This is a genomic window from Cellulosimicrobium sp. SL-1 (assembly GCF_011033075.1).
Lineage (GTDB): Bacteria > Actinomycetota > Actinomycetes > Actinomycetales > Cellulomonadaceae > Cellulosimicrobium > Cellulosimicrobium funkei.
In genome coordinates this window covers 288,157-304,892 of sequence record NZ_JAACJC010000006.1, presented here as the reverse complement: position 1 = coordinate 304,892, position 16,736 = coordinate 288,157, and the positions used below count along the sequence as shown (strand labels likewise).

Genomic DNA, 16,736 nt, shown 5'->3' with positions numbered 1-16,736 from the left:
GGCCTGGGCCCGCGGGGCGCGCGCACGTCAGACGCGTGCGACAGCGCGCACGCCCCGCGGGGCGAGATCAGCTCGAGGCGAGCAGGTCTTCCATGGTGGAGATCTCGGCCTGCTGGGTCTCGACGATCTCCTGCGCCATTGCGACCGCGTCCGCGTTCTCGCCCTCGTCGACCTGGGTCTGCGCCATCTCGACGGCACCCTCGTGGTGGACGATCATCTGCTCGAGGAACAGCTGCCCCGCCTCCGCGCCCTGCGCGGCGTCCAGGGCCTGCATGTCCTCCTCGCTCATCATCCCGTCCATGGACCCGTGGCCCATCGCCTCGTGGTCCATGGCGCCGGACTCCTCCATCGGGGAGCCCCACTCCTCGAGCCACGTGGTCAGCTGCTCGATCTCCGGACCCTGGGCGTCCTTGATCTGGTTCGCCAGGTCCGTGACCTCAGGGTCGACGCCGTCCTTGGCCAGGATGACGTCGGACATCTCGATCGCCTGCTCGTGGTGCGGGATCATCATCTGGGCGAACATCACGTCCTGGTCGTTGAACGTGCCGCCCTCCGCCGTGCCGTCCTGCTCCTCGGCCCCGGTCGTGGCGGACGACGGCGCCGTCCCGCTCCCGGGCTCGTCGTCGGTCGAGCACGCCGCCAGGCTCGCGACGGTCACCAGCGCGATCGCCGGCACCAGCACACTCTTGAACTTCATGGGAAGGACCTCTCGTCTCGGTACTCAGGAACCACACGCGCCCCGGTGCGGGGCGTATCGGTCGACGCAGGGCGCGTCGACGGCGTGCGGCTCCTACGTCCGAGAGATGCCGAGGAGGTGCAGCGACGGCGCGAGGCCGACGAAGGGCTGAGCGCGCCCCGGTTCGACGAGGCGGGACCAGACGGGGGTGAGGCGTGCCAGGAGGCCGCGCCCGGGGCGCACGAGAGCGAGCAGCACGACCAGCACCATGAGGCACATGGCCGACGCCATCTCGTGCCCGCCGCAGTCGAGGCAGCCGCCCTGCTCGTGGTGCCCGGGGCCGTCGTCGGCCACCGGTGCACCCGCAGGGTGGCCCGTCTCCGCGATGACCGCCGCAGGCCCGACGTGGGCCGTCGACGACCCGCTCATCGCGTGCATCGTCACGACGCCCAGGAGCAGCGCAGCGATCAGCAGGGCACCCGAAAGCCCTCGCCGGCGCCCGGCGAGCAGCGAACGGAGTGCGGCCATGAGGTGCATGTCGCCGCCACCCTAGCAAGCGGCCATCGGGTCCGGTCCACAGCGCAGTCAGAAGAGAGACCGGCGCTCGCAGGACCCTCTTCGTGTGTCGATTGCCCTGCGCGCTCCTGGGTCGCAGGCCGAACTACGCGGATCCAGTGGGTATCGCCGCCAGCCTGAAGCGCTCATAGGCGCTCAGGTGGATGGCATGCAGCCCTCCCACCGCGGCGAGAGGGATGAAGTAGTAGTTGAGCGCACCGTCGATCACGAAGAAGTCGTCGATCTCATCGACGTCGTACACCGTCCGGCCCTGCCGCGACGTCGACAGGTAGACCTTCCACGACTCGCTCGTCCTCACGGTCGTCGTCTTGACCTGGACACGACGCAAACCGGTAGGCGCATCGACGACCAAGTCGTAGCGCGCGGGCTCGAGGGGCCACGAGATGCTCATACCGCACAGCAGGAACCATCCGGCCGCGAGCACTGACCCGGCACGGTCAAGATGGGCGACGTCCGGAGTCGGCGCACTCTCCGGTTCCCGCGCGGAGGACCGTCGCAGATGTTGGACGCCAAGACCGAGTCGGACCGCATGGCCCCTGACGGTCGCGATCGCTGACGTGCTGCCGAGCCCTAGCGCCTCGGTCACCTCCGACCACGTCGACGCCGAGGCGACCGCCGCACGCAGCTCGGACTCGGTCCAACGGCGTTGTCCGGTGAAGTGCCCGTAGTCGTATCCCCTCAGGTCGGCACGTGTCCGGACGGACCGGAGTGCGCCAGACGATGTGCCGACGAGGCCAAGTGTCCGGAGGACACCCCGCCACGACGTCGAGATCGCGACGGCTTCAGCCAGCTGATCGTCCGTGTAAGTCCGCGCTCGCGCCATGCCGCCAATCTACGATTACCCACCCGCCGACCGGTTCGCGACGCAGGTACTGCGGTGGGTCGAGAGGCGATGCAGCCCCTGGCCGAGCAGAGCCGAACTGGGTCAGCGGACCGAACGGACCCACGCCACGTCGTGACGCTCTCCCTCGAAAGCGGATCTTTAATCGCCCGCCCGGAGAAGTCGTCGACATCTGACCCCTGACTTAACCGCTCCTCTTCAGGACTGGGACACACCTGCCGCGGACTCGCCCGGGCGTAACGGCTTGCGAGATGGCCTGGAGCCGGTTCGCTCTACGGGGATCGAGCGGACCCTACGCCAGCCGCTCGAAGACCATCGTCGCCTGAATCCTGTCGCCTCCGCCCATACCTTTGCTTCCGGACGCGGCCGTCGTAATGGTGTGGAGTCGATAGCCCAGCGCGGCTTGCGCGTTGATTGCTCGTTCCAACTCAGTGAGGTTGCCTGAGCCCGTCCCCCACATCTTCTCCTTAAGGATCACCTGGAGGACCACGTAGTTCATCCCGGTCGGCGCGGGTCGCGGTCGGCCACCGGCTGTCGCCTCGCTACGCGCTCGTTCGATCGCACCGTGGATTCCATGGCTCGGCGAAGGCTGCAGCCGATCCGTCCATCCCTGACCGTCCCACCACCTCATTCGACCCGTTCCGTCGTCATACCATCCTGCTGCGGTACCGGTCATCGGTCCCCCTCGCTTCATGGGCTACTTATCGTTCGTGAGCCTGTGGACGAGATCCGCAGCGCAGTCCGCGGCGCACGCTCGGACGATTCCGGCCATTGCCAGGAGATCACTCACATCCGACGCCGTCGTTGTCTCGGTCGAACTTCGGCTGGAACCCGGGATCGCCCGGTCGGATCGGGGCGGCCCCGGCCGCGCGCACGGCGTCACAGTTCTTGTAGAACACCGGTGCCGGTTCGGGCTCGGGCTGCGGTGCGGGTGCCGGCGGTGGTGCCGGGGCCGGGTCCGGCACGGCGACAGGCTCCGGCGCCGGTTCAGGCACGACGACCGGGTCCGGCACGGGTTCGGGTGAGGGCGGTTCGGCGGTGACCTCGACCTGCACGTGCGAGCCGACTGCACCGTCCGCGGCGGGCAGGAGCTGGTCGGGACACGTGGTCAGGACGCGGGCGATGGCGTCACGCTCGGCCTGGGTGACCCACAGCTTGTAGGTGGCCTTGACCGCGACCTGGCGGGCGACGTACTCGCACCGGAACGCCTTGTTCGGGGGCAGCCAGGTCGCGGCGTCCCCGTCGCCCTTGCCCTGGTTCGTCGGCCCGTCGACTGCGAGCAGGTTCAGCGGGTCGTTCGCGAACGCCTGGCGCGTGTCGCGGTCGAGCTGTTGGGCGCCCTTCTGCCACGCGTCCGACAGGGCGACCACGTGGTCGATCTGCACGGCGCTGGACGTGGCGTTGCCTCGCTCGAACGCGATCGTGGTCGCCGTGTACGGGTCGTCCAGGGTCCCGGTGAGGACCACGCAGTCGCGGGTGCCCGGTTTGAACGTCTCGCCCTCTAGGTCGCGGGCGAGGATGTCGTTGCGGGTGTCGCAGCCGTTGCGGTCCACGTCCGCCCACGCCGGGCCGAACGCCTCCCGGTCGTACCCGGTCTTGGGGGCCCGGCCCTTGACCTCGAGCGTGCCCAGCGCCGCCAGAGCAGTGCTCTGCCCCGCCGTGCTGATCGCCGTGCTCAGTTCGGCCGCCTCCACGGGTTCCGCGGTCGCGGCATCCCAGGCCGGGACCTGCGTCTCGTCGGTGTCGACCAGGGCGGCATCGGCCTGCTCGCCGGTGTCCTCGGCGACGTTGTTGCCCAGGTTCACACCCACCACGCCAGAGGGGGAAGGCGGGGCGCTACTGATCCCGACCGCGACCGCGCCCGTCGACACCAGCGCGGTCGCCGCGACCGCGGCAACGGCCGTGCCCAGCACGCGGCGCGGCAGAGGCTTCGGACCCGCCGGCTGGGCCTGGGCCCGCGCCTTCACGGCGGCCCCGGTGGTGCGAAGGCTCTGGGCGATCTGACCCAGCTCGTCCGGGCCAGCGCCCTGCGCGGTGCGGGTGGACCACACCAGTGCTGCGTGACCGGCTGCGTCCTGGCCTGCGGGGAACGACACACCGCAGTCCTTCATCCGCGTGGACACCGGCATGTTCACGAACCCGGCCTCGGACTCGATGCGGTTGACCGCAGTCCACTTCCATACACAGGTGCGACCGTCCGTCCCGGCGAACCTGGCTGCCTTGTCCGTGAGGAGCAACGTCCCCGTGGACACCACGGTCGGGGTCTTCGCTCCGACACGTCCGCGCGGTTCGATCAGGCGCACGTCGGAGAACCCGCCGCGGACCTTCTCCGACCCGGGCACGCGCGGGTCGGTGAACGGGGTGGTGCGGCCCTCCATCATCGCCAGGACCTGACCGGTCGTCTCGTGGTCGAAAGGCGGCAAGGCGTCCGGGGTGCGGTGTCGCACCCACAACCAGCGCACGCCCACCCCGGCTAGCACGCCCAGGTACAGGATCTCGAAGATCCACGCCAGGACCGAGCGCTGCGTCGAGGGCAGCCCGGCACCCATCTCGACCGCGATCCACGCCCCCAGCTGGTAGGGCCACGCAACCGCGAAGTACGCCACCGCCACACCGATCACGACGGCGAGGATCACGCCTAGCCCGCCCCCACCGCTCGACCGCTTCGCCACGCCGCGTTCCTTCTGCTGCCAACTGCGAAGCGCGAGGCTTCGGCACACTCGTCATCGATGTGCGCGCTCACACTAATGGACACGCGCCGAGGAAAACGATGGGACCTGGTCCCTCGACGCGGGCGGCGGCGGCAATCCGGCGGTTTGCGAGCGAGTACTGACCTGATTTCACCCGCTGCCAGAATCGCTGTCGCGCGTCGAACTCTCGACCGCGCGACATTGAGGGTTCACGCCTGGAGGCGACGGACGTCGGCGTAAAGCACGCGTCGAAAGCAAAAAATCAGGCCAGAGGCGCGTTCCTCTGGCCTGATTCTCTGTCGGGCTGACAGGATTTGAACCTGCGACCCCCTGACCCCCAGTCAGGTGCGCTACCAAGCTGCGCCACAGCCCGTGGCTGGATCACCGAGCCAGATCCGACCGGATCGGACCCCGTGAAGCCTCGGATACTCTACCCCATCCGTGACGCCTCCAGCGCACCGTTTGCCCCGGTCGGGGCTGTGCGGTCGGTCTCGCCGGAGGTCGCCGCGGCGTCCGGCTCCCCCGTCGGCAGGTGCGCGCGCCACGCGCTCGCGACGATCACCAGGCAGACCGCGGCGATGACCAGGCCGCCGAGGAACATCTGCGCGTACGTCCACCGCACGGACAGCGCCGCGAGCGCCACGGGCACGCAGAAACCGATGTACGTGAGCGAGTAGTAGACGGCCGTCAGGCCGGCGAGGTCGTCGGGCGTCGCGATGCGTTGGACCTCGCTGAGCCCGGCGACGAGCGCGAGCCCGTAGCCGGCTCCGAGCACCATGGCGGCGACGAGCGCCGTCGGAAGGTCGAGCCGCGCCGAGGCGTAGGCGCCGAAGCCCATGCCGACGACGACGATGGACATCGCCACGACCGACGCCCGCGCGCTGTGCCGGGTGTCGATGAGGCGGCCGAGCACCTGGATGCCCACCCCGCAGCCCAGGCCGAGCACGGTCATGAGCCCGGAGAACGCGATGGGCGCGCTGCCCGCGCTGGCGGACACGAGGCCGGGCAGCACGGCGTAGGCGCTGCCGGCGCACCCGAACACCCACGGCGCCACGGGTACGACGACGCGCAGGAACCGCCGGTGCGCGACCGCCGGCACGCGCAGGTCGTCGCGCAGCCGGCCCCGGGTCCCGCCGTCGGGCACGACGCGCGTCTCCGGGACGCCCAGCAGCCAGACGCCGGTCGCGACGGCGAGCGCCGCGTGCAGCAGGTAGGCGGTGTGCGTGGGCCACGGCGCCCACTGCGCGAGCACCGCCGCGACGCCGGCCCCGACGAGGAAGCCCAGCGTGAGGGCGAGGCCGGCGCGGCGGGCGCCGGAGCCGCCGTCGGGCACGCCGGACGCACGGGCGGCCGCGTCGCTGAGCTCCTTGACCCAGGTGGTGCCGACGGCCATGACGAGGCCCAGCGCGACGCCGCACAGGACGCGGCCCGTCGCGAGCAGCGCGGCGGACGACTCCCCCGCCGCGAGCACGAGCGACCCCGCCAGCGCGATCGGCGCGGCGGGCAGGAGCAGCGGGCGGCGCCCGTACCGGTCGGAGAGCGGTCCGCCGAGCAGGAGCGCGGGGACGATCCCGAGCACGTACGCGGCGAGCAGCGCGTCGACGGTCACCGCGGAGAAGTGCCCGACCTCCCGGTACATGACGAGCAGGGGCGTGAACTCGTTACCTCCCCACGCGACCGCGAACATCACCGCCGCGACGGCGAGCCATGCCCGCGGTCCGACGGCGGCACTCGCCCCCGGCGCGGCGGCCTCGCTCGTGGGGTTCGAGGCAGCCGCGCTCACAGGCCGGCCCTCGCATCCTCGAGGTGGCGCTGGACGCGCCGCTTGTAGGTGCGGGTGTCGCGCACCTCGAGCGCGTCGACGAGCGCGCGGTGCCCGGCGACGAACGTCGTCGCACGGCCCGGGTCCCACCGGACGCTGTGCGCGACCATCCGCTGCTGGCGCTCGCGCAGGCTCACGAAGAACGTGGTGAGCAGCGCGTTGCCCCCGGCCGCGACGATCTCCTGGTGGAACCGCGCGTCGAGCGTCGCGTACTCCGCGACGTCCCCGTCGGCGACGGCGGCCTCCTGGGCGGTGACGAGGTCGCGCAGGAGCGCGACGAGGGTGGCGAGCTCGGTGTCGGGCAGGCGGACGACGGACTGGGCGGCGTGCGTCTCGACGAGCAGGCGTGCGTCGAGGACGTCGTCGGCCTCGCCGGGCGCGACCGGTACGACGAGCGCACCGCGCTTCGGGTAGAGCCGCAGCAGGCCCTCGGCCTCCAGGCGCAGGAACGCTTCCCGGACCGGCGTGCGGCTCACGCCGAGCTGTTCGGCGATCTCGCCCTCGCTCGTCATGGACCCGCCGGGCAGGCTCCCGTCGAGGACGCGGGACTTCACGTGCCGGTACGCCTGCTCGGTGGCAGAAGCGCTGGTGGTGCGTGGCATAGATACATGATGCATCTATCGTGTGCACGACATCGACCGCAACCGCTCTGCAGGGCCGTGCGGTTCGACACACCGAGCATGGAACCCTCAAGTGATAGTTGACGCCGGCCCTTACTTACAGTTTCGGCGAAACTGTAAGTAAGGCCCGGCCTCGACGAACAGCTCGTCGGCCTGCGAGGGCCGAGCGTCTCGCGCGGGCCGCTGGCCAACCCCCGTCCACGTCCGGCTACGTGGAGACAAGCGGTACGCCCTCCGACGGCCCTGTGCCGTCCCTCAGCGCCGCGTCGAGCCGTCGGACCAGCTCGCCGACGCGACCGCCGCCGCCCGGCGCGGGCGGGTAGCGACGCAGCACCGCGACGACCTCGGGCGTCGCGAGCGCCCGCGCGGTGTCGAGCCACCTGCTCGCGACGTTCTCGCCCGACCCGTCCCCGCCCGCGGCGAGCGCGGCGGCGTGCGCCGCGTGGGCGGCGGAGCCGAGGACGTGCTTGACCTGGTGGGCGTCGGCGATCGGGTGCAGGTACGCGGCGCCGGCCGCCGCCATCGCGGCCCGGGCGGCCTCGGCGGCTGCGGGGTCGCCCGCCTCCTTCGCCGCGCGCAGGGCCGCCCAGGCGGTGTCGCGCAGCGCCTTGCCGCGCGCGCCGCCGTCGGCGAACGCGCGGGCCGCGTCGACCGCCTCGCGGGGGCGTGCGTCGTCGGGCCGGACCGCCTCGACGAGCACCAGGGCCGGCTCCGCGCACCGGGCCGCGTACCCCGTGACCGCCCGCAGGTCCTCGATGCTCAGCTCGACCGCTGCCGCCGTCGTCGTCACCGCTCGCTCCTCGCTCTCGCGCGCTCCCGTCCCTGCCAGGACGCGGAACGCCCTGCGAGCACCGTACCGAGCCGTGCGCCGTCACGTCTCGACCCACGACCCGGCCCGCGGCGCACACGACGGCTCACACGACCGGCCCGGCGCCCCGCGCGACCTGGAGCACCCGCGCGACGCCGGGCTCGTCGGGGTCGTCGGTGATGTCGCGCCCGTCGAGCCAGCACCCGACGACGTGCGCGAGCTCGCCGGGGTGGCTGAAGTTCATGGCGTGCGGAGCGCCCTCGATCGCCGCGACGGTCACGTGCGGGGGCGCGAGCGCTCCGACCTCCCGCACGCGCCACGGCGGCGGCATGAGCGGGTCGCGCGTGCCGAGGACGGCGAGCGTCGGCACGGGGACGCGCAGCACGCGTTCGAGCGAGGGGAACCGGGCGAGCTCGGCGAAGAGCTGGAGCGCGTTGACCGGCCCGAACCGCACGTAGTCGGGCACCGCGACGCGCGCCATGCGCGGGCTCTCGCGCACGGCGTCGCGCGCGAGCTGGGTGAGGGCGCGCCCGAACGGCTGGTTGTGCACGCCCCCGGCGGGCGAGGCGAGCACGACGCCGGCGACCCGGTCGGGGGCGGCGTGCGCGACCTCGAGGCTGACGGGCCCGCCCATGGAGTTGCCCAGCAGGACGACCCGGTCGAGCCCGAGGGCGTCGAGCGTCGACAGGAGCGCCCACGCGAGGGCGGGGATGCCGAGCGGGTGGCCCCACTCCTCGCTGCGCCCGTACCCGGGCAGGTCCGGCACGACGGCGGTCGCGCGGTGGGCGAGACGCTCGGCCGTCGGGAGGAGGTAGGTGCCGGAGATGGCGAAGCCGTGCACGTGCACGATCGGCACGGCGCCCGCGACCTTGGGTCCGGAGCGCACGAAGACCTCGCGGCCCTCGACGGTGACGTGGCGCGACGTCCACCCCTCTGCGGCCATACCGCGATCCTCCCAGTCCCCCGCGCCGACCTCGGCGGCGCGGGCGGCGGAGCACCCGCGACGGGTGAGGCGCCGGGACGACCCGGGCGGCGAGCATGGACGCCGGACGGGGGTCGACGTGGAGCAGAGCACGGGTCGCACCGCGGGTCGGCCGACGGCGGCCGACCGGCGCCTCGCGCTGCTCCTGGCCGCCGCGATGTTCGTGCTCGTGGTCGACACGTCGTTCATGAACGTGTCGATCTCGGCCGTCGTGCGCGACCTGGGCACGACCGTGAGCGGCGTCCAGACCGCGATCGCGCTCGAGGCGCTCGTGTCGGCGTCGTTCATCCTCGTGGGCAGCAAGGTCGGCGACCTCGTGGGCCGGCGGCGCGCGTACGTCGTCGGGCTGCTCGCGTACGGGGCGGGCGCCGTGGCGATGACGCTCGCGCAGAGCCTCGTGGCGGTCGTGGTCTTCTGGTCGGTCATCGGCGGGCTCGGGGCCGCGCTGCTGCTGCCGGCGATGCAGTCGCTCGTGCACGGCAACTTCGAGGGGACCGCGCGCAAGGCGGCGTACGCGCTCGTGGGCGCGGCGGCGTCGATCGCGGCGGCGGTCGGGCCGCTGCTCGGCGGCGTCATCACGACGACGCTGTCGTGGCGCGTGGCGTTCGGGCTCGAGGCGGTGGTGATCGTCGTCGTCCTCGTGGGCGTGCGCCTCGTGCGCGACGTCCCGTACACGGGCGACCGCGCGGTGGACGTCGTCGGGACGGTCCTGTCCGTCGTCGGCATGGGCGGGGTCGTGCTGGGCGTGCTCGTGTGGCAGGAGGGCGGCGAGGCGGTCGGGGCGCTCGTCCTCGTCGGTGCGCTGGGCCTGGTGGGCCTCGCGTGGTGGCTCGTGCGGCGGGCGCGGGCCGGGCGGACGACGCTCGTCGACCCCGGGCTGTTCCGCTCGCCCGCGTTCCGGATCGGGGTGTCGCAGCAGCTCCTGCAGCAGGTCGCGCTGGGCGGGGCGATGATCGCGCTGCCGATCTTCCTGCAGATGGCGCTCGGGTACGACGCGCTGCTCGCGGGCCTCTCACTCGCACCGCTGTCGCTGACGATGTTCGCCGCCGCCCTCGTCGCGGGCAAGCGCCCCGGCCGACGGCGGGCGGCCTCCCGCGTGCTCGCGGGCTTCCTCCTGCTCGTCGTGGGCGTGGTGGCGCTCGTCGCGGTGGTGCCGCGGGCGTCGTCGGGCTGGTGGCTCGCGCTGCCGCTCGTCGTGGCGGGCGCCGGGCTGGGGCTCCTGGTCTCCCAGCTCAACGCGTACACGCTCTCCCCCGTGCCGGAGGAGCGCGCGAGCGAGGCCGCGGGGGTGAGCTCGGCCGCCGGGTCGTTCGGCCTCTCGCTCGGCCTCGCCGTCGCGGGCGCGGTCATGCTGGCGTCGCTCGCGGCGGGGTTCACGGCGCGGGCGGAGGCGAGCGACGTGCTGCCCCCGGACGACAAGGAGCAGGTCGCCCGGGTGCTCGAGGACGACGCCGAGATCATGAGCGACGCCCAGCTCGTCGAGCTCCTCGCCGACGAGCCACCCGCGGTGCGGGCGGAGGTCGTGGCCATCAACGACGACGTGCGGGCGCGGGCGCTGCAGGTCGCGCTCCTCGTGCCGCTCGTCGCGGGGCTCCTCGGCGTCGTCGCGGCGCTGCGCATGCGCCGCCTGCCGGACCCCGAGGTGCGCGAGGGCGAGCCGCCGGTCCTCGGCTGACCCGCGTCGTCGGGATCGTGACCGGACCGAGACCCTGTTCGTTGCTCGTGCTAACCGTCGCGAAACGCCCGGGAAACAGCGACTTGTGAGCATCGCTGACGGCAGGGGGCCCCACCACACGACCGCCGGTCGCGCCGTACCTCCGCGCGCCCGGAGGAAGGACCGCTCGCCCATGACCCGTCCCGTCCCCCGCAGACGGCTCCGCGCCCGCGCCGCCCTCGTCGGCGGTCTCGCGGTCGCCGCGGCGGCCCTCGCCGCCCCCGCGCACGCCGCACCGTCCGTCGCCCAGGTCTCCCTCACGGCGCCCGCGTCGGTCGAGGTCGGCGCGGAGATCACCGTCTCGGTCGCCGCGACCGGCGCCGTCGACCTCTACGCCTACGACCTCGCCGTCACCTACGACCCCGACCTCGTCGAGCTCGTGGACGACTCCGTCGTGACCCCGGACGGCGGGTTCGCCGACGCGACCGACGACGCGGCCGGGACGGTCGTCGTCACGCACACGCGGCTCGGCACCTCGCCCGGCCTCGGGGGCGACGTCACCCTCGCGACCCTGACGTTCACCGCCGTGTCCGACGGCGCGGCGGCCTTCGCCGTCCCGACCGCCACGCTCGTGGGCGCCGACGCCGGGACGGCGACGCTCACCGACGCCGCGAGCGCCACGACGACCGTCACCGCGGCCGACGTCCCGCCCACGGCGCAGCCGACGGACGGGACCACCACGCCGCCCGTCGACGACGGCGGCACCACACCCCCCGGGGACGACGGCGCGTCCGACTCGTCGTCGTCCCCGTCCGGGTCGGCCTCCGGCGGTGCGCTCGCGTCGACCGGGGCGAGCGTCGCGTGGTTCGTCGGCACCGCGCTCCTCGCGGTCGCCGTCGGCACGGGCATCCTGCTCGCGCGGCGCCGGGCGGCCACGCGATGACCGGCCCGCTGCCCCGCCCCGACCTCTCGCCCGCGCACCGCGCGCCCGTCCCCTCGAAGGAGCCGTCCGTGACCACGACCCACCGGCGCGCCGCCACCGGCGGGCTCGCCGCCCTGACGATCGGCGGCCTCGTCCTCGGCGTCACGACGGCGCCCGCCGCGACCGGTGCGCCCAGCGCCGAGCCCGCGCCGCTCCTCGCCCCCTACTGGACCGCGCTCGACCTCACGGGCGACCGGCAGGTCACGACGGACGACCTCGCGGTCGTCGCCGCGGCCCTCGGCGCGACGTCGGCCGACGCGGTGTGGGACGACGTCGCGCCCGCCGACACGGACGGGGACGGCACGATCACCGTGACCGACCTCGCCGCCGTCTCGCAGCGCATCGTGTACGACGACGGCCCGTTCGAGCTCGTCGAGGCGTCCGTGCTCGACATGCAGGCCGCGATGAACGCGGGCACCACGACGTCGGTCGCGATCACCCAGGAGTATCTCGACCGGATCGCGGCGTACGACACGACGCTCGTCGACACGGGCGCCGGCGGGCGGCCGCTGCACTCGATCATCAGCACGAGCGACGTCGCGCTGGAGGCCGCCGCGCGCGCCGACGCGGTCCGCGCGACGGACGGCATGACGAGCCTGCTGCTCGGCGTACCCGTCGCGGTGAAGGACAACTACGACACGAAGGACATGCCCACCACGGGCGGCTGCGGCTGCTGGGACGACAACCGGACGACGACCGACGCGACGATGGTCGAGGGTCTGCGCGCCGACGGCGCGGTGATCCTCGCGAAGGCCAGCCTGGACGAGTTCGCGTTCGGGTTCGCGTCGGAGTTCTCGTCGTTCCAGGACGCGGGCACGAGCACGCTCGTCGCGAGCCCGTACGTCACGAGCCGCACCGCCGGCGGGTCCAGCGGCGGCACGGGGGCGGCCGTCGCGGCGAACCTCGCCGGGCTAGGCCTCGGCACGGACACGGGCGGGTCGATCCGCGTCCCGTCGTCGTACAACCAGCTCGTCGGCGTGCGCCCGACGGTCGGCCTCGCGAGCCGCGACGGCATCATCCCGCTCGCGCTGAGCCAGGACACGGGCGGGCCGATGGCGCGCACCGTCCTCGACGCGGCCGTCGCGCTCGACGCCGTCGCCGGGGTCGACGCCGCCGACCCGGTGACGTCGCGCCAGGAGGGCGAGGTCCCGGCGTCGTACACGCAGTACCTGGACGAGGGCGCGCTCGACGGCGCCCGCATCGGCTACGTGCCGTCGATGCTCGGCAGCAACGCGGCGACGCTCCGCCTGTGGGCGCAGACCCGCGCGACGCTCGAGTCGCTCGGCGCGACCGTCGTCGAGGTCACGCCGCCCACCACGTGGTCGCCGGTCCTGCCCAACGGCTTCGCGAGCGTCCTCTCCGAGGGGTCGGGCTCGACGAACGAGTTCAAGCACGACCTCGACGCGTACGTCGCGACCCACCTCGCGCCGCAGGTGGAGGCCCGCACGCTCCAGGGGATCGTGGACTCGGGCCGCTACGTGCCGTCCCGCCGCAGCACGTACGTCTCGCGCGACGCGGTCACGGAGGAGACGTACCAGGCGTGGGCCGGTCCCGAGGGGTCGCACACGAAGGTCCTCGCCGAGGGCAAGGTGCTCGTCACCGCGATGCTCGACGACGCCGACCTCGACGCGCTCGTCTACCCGAGCGCCAACCCGTACGGGACGATCGGCACCAACCTGCGGCTCAGCCCGAACACCGGGCTGCCCGCGGTGACCGTCCCGGTCGGCCAGGCGGTCGCGACCGACGGCACCGTCACCGGCGGCGGCGTCAACCTCGAGCTGCTCGGCCGCGACTTCGACGAGGGCCCGCTGCTCGGCCTCGCGTACGCGCTCGAGCAGGCCACGCAGGCCCGCACCTCCCCCGCGCTGTACGGCCCGCTCGGCTGAGCGGCCCACCACCAGCGCCGACGGCGGCCGTCTCCTCCCGGGGCGGCCGCCGTCGTCGGTCAGGAGAGGTCGCCCACCACGGCGACGACGCGTCAGCGGCGCGGTGTCCGACGGCGCTCGTCGTCGCCGCCGAGCGCGGCACCGAGCGCCGCGAGCACGAGCAGGTCCACCACGAGACCCGCGACGCCGACCCACTGCAGAGCGCGGAACACGAGGAGCTGGGTGAGCAGGAGCGAGACGAGCACGCCGCGCCGGACCCACACGGCGCCGGCCCGGCGGTCCTCGGGCCGCCCGCGGCGGGACACCACCACGCCCACGACGACGCACGCGACCGTCGCGGCGACGCCCGCAGCGATGCCGGCCCCGACCCAGGTGGGCACGTCGACGTCGCCGACCAGCACGCGCAGCCCCGCGAGCAGCGAGCCCAGCGCCGTCCCGAGCACGAGCACGACCACGACGACGGCGGCCCAGCGGCGCTGGAGCGTCTGCGCGAACCAGGCCGACGAGCGCCGTACGAGGGCGCGCACCGGGTCGGGCACGTCCTCGTCGTCGGGCGGAACGGCCTCGACGAGCGCCGCGACCTCGTCGGCCGTCGGCTCGCCGCGGCCCAGCGCGACGAGCGCGCGGGCCTCGTCGCGCGCGTCGTCGGTGAACCCGCCGGCGACGCCCGCGACGGCGCGGTCGGTCGCGACGGCGAGGTACTCGGCCGGGTGGTGGCGCCGCCACCCGTGCAGCGCCTCGACGACGAGGACGAGAACGACGACCGTCGCGTAGATGAGCGCCGCCGTCGGCTCGTAGAAGTAGTCGTAGTCCGCGGTGACGAACTTGCCGATCTCGTCGACGAACAGCCCGAACCCGATCCCGCCCACGAACGCGCCGAGCGAGCGCGGCGCCGGGCCCACGAACGACAGCAGCAGCACGAGGGCGAGCGCCATGCCGAGCCCGCCCCACAGCACGTGCGCGACGTGCAGGTCTCCCCCGCCGACCTGCGGGTACCCGGACGCCGCGAGGAAGAACCGCGTCACGAGCACCGTCGCGACGGCGACCACGAGGAACGTCACGACGTGCCGCACGGCCGCGGTGTCCCGGGCCGCGCCGAGGCGCAGGGCGCGGCTCCGCCGGGAGGCCCCGGCGGAGGCGCGCCCCGTGCCCGTGCTCACCGCTTGCGCTTCTCCCGCACGCGGACGCTGATCTCGACGGGCGAGCCCTCGAACCCGAACGTCTCGCGCAGACGTCGCTCGATGAACCGGCGGTAGCCCGCCTCGAGGAACCCGGTCGCGAACACCACGAACCGCGGCGGGCGCGTCGAGGCCTGCGTCGCGAAGAGGATGCGGGGCTGCTTGCCGCCGCGCAGCGGGTGCGGGTGGGCGGCGACGAGCTCGCCGAGGAACGCGTTGAGGCGGCCCGTCGGGATGCGCGTGTCCCAGGAGTCGAGCGCGCGCTCCATCGCCGGGGCGAGGCGGTCGGTGTGCCAGCCGGTGCGGGCCGACACGTTCACGCGCGGCGCCCACTGCACCTGGACGAGGTCCTTCTCGATCTCGCGCTCGAGGTACGGGCGACGGTCGTCGTCCATGAGGTCCCACTTGTTGTACGCGATGACGAGCGCGCGGCCCGCGTCCACGACCTGGGAGATGACGCGCGTGTCCTGCTCGGTGAGCGGCACGGACGCGTCCACGAGCACGACGGCGAGCTCCGCCTTCTCGATCGCGGCCTGCGTGCGCAGGGACGCGTAGAAGTCGGCGCCCTTCGTCTGGTGCACGCGGCGACGGATGCCGGCGGTGTCGACGAGGACGTAGGGCACGTCCTTGATCGTCACGAGCTCGTCGACGGGGTCGCGCGTCGTGCCCGCGATCTCGTCGACGACGACGCGGTCGGCGCCCGCGAGCTTGTTCAACAGGGAGGACTTGCCGACGTTCGGGCGCCCGACGAGCGCGACGCGACGCGGCCCGGTCGGCCGCACCTCGCCGTGCTCGGACTCCGTGGGCAGCGCCGCCATCGCGGCGTCGAGCAGGTCGCCCGTCCCGCGGCCGTGCAGCGCGGACACGGGGTGCGGCTCGCCGAGGCCGAGGCTCCACAGGTACGCGGCGTCCGCCTCGCCCGACTGCCCGTCGACCTTGTTGGCGCACAGCACGACGGGCTTGCCCGACTCGCGCAGGAGGCGCACGACGCGCTCGTCCGTCGCGGTCGCGCCGACGGTCGCGTCGACGACGAAGAGCACCGCGTCGGCGAGGGAGATCGCGACCTCGGCCTGCTCGGCGACCTTGGACTCGATGCCCGCGACGTCGACCTCCCAGCCGCCGGTGTCGACGAGCGTGAAGCGGCGCCCGGCCCAGTCGGCGGGGTAGCTCACGCGGTCGCGCGTGACGCCCGGCTTGTCCTCGACGACGGCCTCGCGGCGGCCGAGGATGCGATTGACGAGCGTCGACTTGCCGACGTTCGGGCGCCCGACCACGGCGAGCACGGGCAGGGGCGCCTCGGGCGCCGCGCCGTCGAGCGCGTCCTCGTCGGCGTCGAGCAGCGCGAGGTCGGCGTCCTCGAGCTCGTAGTCGTCGAGTCCGGCGCGCAGCGCGCGCTCGCGCGCCTCGTCGTCCGCGGCGTCCGCGGGCGCCAGGGGCTCCTCGGCCTGACCGACGGCGTCGGTCCGTCCGGGCGTGCCGGGCTGGGCGGGGTCGGGTGTGGTCATGGGGTCCATTCTCCCAGGCCGCGGGCCAGGCTCCGAACCGGGCCGCGGGCGCGTCGTGCGGGTGCCCGTCCGGCGCGCCCGGCGTCAGCCCGCGGCACCGTCCCGGCGGGCGGCGAGCCGTGCGACGACGGCCCGCACGACGTCGTCGGGCACGGGCTCCGCCAGCGGGAACCGCAGCGTGCCCTTGCCGTCCTGGTAGCGCGCGATGCGGCGCGCGAGCGCGTCGTCGACCTCGGGCACGGGGTAGAGCGAGACGTGGTGGGCCCAGCCCGCGAGGTAGACGACGTACCGGCCGTCGCGGGTGAAGGTCGGGATGCCGTAGCTGATGCGCTCGCCCAGGCCGGGCACCGTGTCGTGCACCACGGCGCGCAGGTGCGCGACGACCTCGCGCGCGTCCGGGGCGAGCGTCGCGAGGTACTCGTCGACGGTCGTGGGCTTGCCGGGCGGCTCGGCCATGCGTGCTCCCTCCCCCGCGGGCGGCGCCTGCCCGGCCCTGCGACGGGGCGTCGGCGCCTG

General features: G+C 73.8%; 15 protein-coding genes and 1 tRNA gene. 3 read left to right on the top strand and 13 right to left on the bottom strand.

Going from position 1 to position 16,736, the window contains the following annotated elements; all coding sequences use genetic code 11:
* Window positions 1-67: 67 nt before the first annotated feature.
* The 10 genes from GWJ10_RS11660 to GWJ10_RS11615 all read right to left on the bottom strand — a co-directional run bounded on the left by GWJ10_RS11660 (window position 68) and on the right by GWJ10_RS11615 (window position 8,976).
* Window positions 68-697 carry a DUF305 domain-containing protein gene (locus GWJ10_RS11660; protein ID WP_163187553.1) on the bottom strand — a complete coding sequence of 210 codons (630 nt, stop codon included), beginning with the start codon at window positions 695-697 and terminating at the stop codon, window positions 68-70.
* A 93-nt stretch (window positions 698-790) separates the two neighbouring features.
* The gene (locus tag GWJ10_RS11655) at window positions 791-1,204 is read right to left on the bottom strand and encodes a DUF6153 family protein (protein WP_128957506.1); all 414 of its coding nucleotides are present in this window, start codon (window positions 1,202-1,204) and stop codon (window positions 791-793) included.
* Between the two features lie 133 nt (window positions 1,205-1,337).
* Window positions 1,338-2,075, bottom strand: coding sequence for a group I intron-associated PD-(D/E)XK endonuclease (locus GWJ10_RS11650; RefSeq protein WP_163187551.1), 738 nt, complete (start codon window positions 2,073-2,075; stop codon window positions 1,338-1,340).
* Between the two features lie 310 nt (window positions 2,076-2,385).
* A complete protein-coding gene (locus tag GWJ10_RS11645; protein WP_081895816.1) occupies window positions 2,386-2,769 on the bottom strand; it encodes a DUF4177 domain-containing protein in 384 nt (127 codons plus the stop codon).
* A gap of 106 nt (window positions 2,770-2,875) precedes the next feature.
* Window positions 2,876-4,813: a DUF1524 domain-containing protein gene (locus GWJ10_RS20075; RefSeq protein ID WP_346773831.1), complete on the bottom strand. Its 1,938-nt coding sequence runs from the start codon at window positions 4,811-4,813 to the stop codon at window positions 2,876-2,878.
* Between the two features lie 269 nt (window positions 4,814-5,082).
* Window positions 5,083-5,156, bottom strand: a tRNA-Pro gene (locus GWJ10_RS11635).
* 57 nt (window positions 5,157-5,213) lie between these two features.
* Window positions 5,214-6,566: an MFS transporter gene (locus GWJ10_RS11630; protein ID WP_241005767.1), complete on the bottom strand. Its 1,353-nt coding sequence runs from the start codon at window positions 6,564-6,566 to the stop codon at window positions 5,214-5,216.
* A complete protein-coding gene (locus GWJ10_RS11625) occupies window positions 6,563-7,207 on the bottom strand; it encodes a GntR family transcriptional regulator (protein ID WP_163187550.1) in 645 nt (214 codons plus the stop codon). Before GWJ10_RS11625 ends, GWJ10_RS11630 begins: the two co-directional genes overlap by 4 nt.
* Window positions 7,208-7,433: 226 nt before the next feature.
* Window positions 7,434-8,015: a putative immunity protein gene (locus GWJ10_RS11620; RefSeq protein ID WP_163187548.1), complete on the bottom strand. Its 582-nt coding sequence runs from the start codon at window positions 8,013-8,015 to the stop codon at window positions 7,434-7,436.
* 124 nt (window positions 8,016-8,139) lie between these two features.
* Window positions 8,140-8,976 carry an alpha/beta fold hydrolase gene (locus GWJ10_RS11615; protein ID WP_163187546.1) on the bottom strand — a complete coding sequence of 279 codons (837 nt, stop codon included), beginning with the start codon at window positions 8,974-8,976 and terminating at the stop codon, window positions 8,140-8,142.
* A 196-nt stretch (window positions 8,977-9,172) separates the two neighbouring features.
* Here GWJ10_RS11615 and GWJ10_RS11610 point away from each other — a divergent pair, with 196 nt between their 5' ends.
* The 3 genes from GWJ10_RS11610 (at window position 9,173) to GWJ10_RS11600 (ending at window position 13,537) form a co-directional block, all read left to right on the top strand.
* Window positions 9,173-10,690 carry an MFS transporter gene (locus tag GWJ10_RS11610; protein ID WP_163187685.1) on the top strand — a complete coding sequence of 506 codons (1,518 nt, stop codon included), beginning with the start codon at window positions 9,173-9,175 and terminating at the stop codon, window positions 10,688-10,690.
* Window positions 10,691-10,862: 172 nt separating this feature from the next.
* Window positions 10,863-11,612 carry a cohesin domain-containing protein gene (locus tag GWJ10_RS11605; RefSeq protein WP_163187544.1) on the top strand — a complete coding sequence of 250 codons (750 nt, stop codon included), beginning with the start codon at window positions 10,863-10,865 and terminating at the stop codon, window positions 11,610-11,612.
* 68 nt (window positions 11,613-11,680) lie between these two features.
* A complete protein-coding gene (locus GWJ10_RS11600; RefSeq protein WP_241005766.1) occupies window positions 11,681-13,537 on the top strand; it encodes an amidase family protein in 1,857 nt (618 codons plus the stop codon).
* Window positions 13,538-13,629: 92 nt separating this feature from the next.
* Here GWJ10_RS11600 and GWJ10_RS11595 read toward each other — a convergent pair whose 3' ends face one another.
* From GWJ10_RS11595 to GWJ10_RS11585, 3 genes are all read right to left on the bottom strand, one after another.
* Window positions 13,630-14,697 (bottom strand): hypothetical protein, encoded by a 1,068-nt coding sequence (locus GWJ10_RS11595; protein WP_163187541.1) that lies wholly within the window; start codon window positions 14,695-14,697, stop codon window positions 13,630-13,632.
* Window positions 14,694-16,220 carry a ribosome biogenesis GTPase Der gene (der, locus tag GWJ10_RS11590; RefSeq protein ID WP_206158397.1) on the bottom strand — a complete coding sequence of 509 codons (1,527 nt, stop codon included), beginning with the start codon at window positions 16,218-16,220 and terminating at the stop codon, window positions 14,694-14,696. The genes GWJ10_RS11595 and der overlap by 4 nt, the downstream gene beginning before the upstream one ends.
* Before the next feature lie 84 nt (window positions 16,221-16,304).
* Window positions 16,305-16,676, bottom strand: coding sequence for a DUF1801 domain-containing protein (locus GWJ10_RS11585; protein ID WP_043656988.1), 372 nt, complete (start codon window positions 16,674-16,676; stop codon window positions 16,305-16,307).
* Window positions 16,677-16,736: the final 60 nt, after the last annotated feature.

Excerpts from the sequence above, each read along its gene's own strand:
- GWJ10_RS11660 (WP_163187553.1), bottom strand. The coding sequence starts at position 697 with ATGAAGTTCAAGAGTGTGCTGGTGCCGGCGATCGCGCTGGTGACCGTC.
- GWJ10_RS11655 (WP_128957506.1), bottom strand. The coding sequence starts at position 1,204 with ATGGCCGCACTCCGTTCGCTGCTCGCCGGGCGCCGGCGAGGGCTTTCG.
- GWJ10_RS11650 (WP_163187551.1), bottom strand. The coding sequence starts at position 2,075 with ATGGCGCGAGCGCGGACTTACACGGACGATCAGCTGGCTGAAGCCGTC.
- GWJ10_RS11645 (WP_081895816.1), bottom strand. The coding sequence starts at position 2,769 with ATGACCGGTACCGCAGCAGGATGGTATGACGACGGAACGGGTCGAATG.
- GWJ10_RS11625 (WP_163187550.1), bottom strand. The coding sequence starts at position 7,207 with ATGCCACGCACCACCAGCGCTTCTGCCACCGAGCAGGCGTACCGGCAC.
- GWJ10_RS11615 (WP_163187546.1), bottom strand. The coding sequence starts at position 8,976 with ATGGCCGCAGAGGGGTGGACGTCGCGCCACGTCACCGTCGAGGGCCGC.
- GWJ10_RS11610 (WP_163187685.1), top strand. The coding sequence starts at position 9,173 with ATGTTCGTGCTCGTGGTCGACACGTCGTTCATGAACGTGTCGATCTCG.
- GWJ10_RS11605 (WP_163187544.1), top strand. The coding sequence starts at position 10,863 with ATGACCCGTCCCGTCCCCCGCAGACGGCTCCGCGCCCGCGCCGCCCTC.
- der (WP_206158397.1), bottom strand. The coding sequence starts at position 16,220 with ATGACCACACCCGACCCCGCCCAGCCCGGCACGCCCGGACGGACCGAC.
- GWJ10_RS11585 (WP_043656988.1), bottom strand. The coding sequence starts at position 16,676 with ATGGCCGAGCCGCCCGGCAAGCCCACGACCGTCGACGAGTACCTCGCG.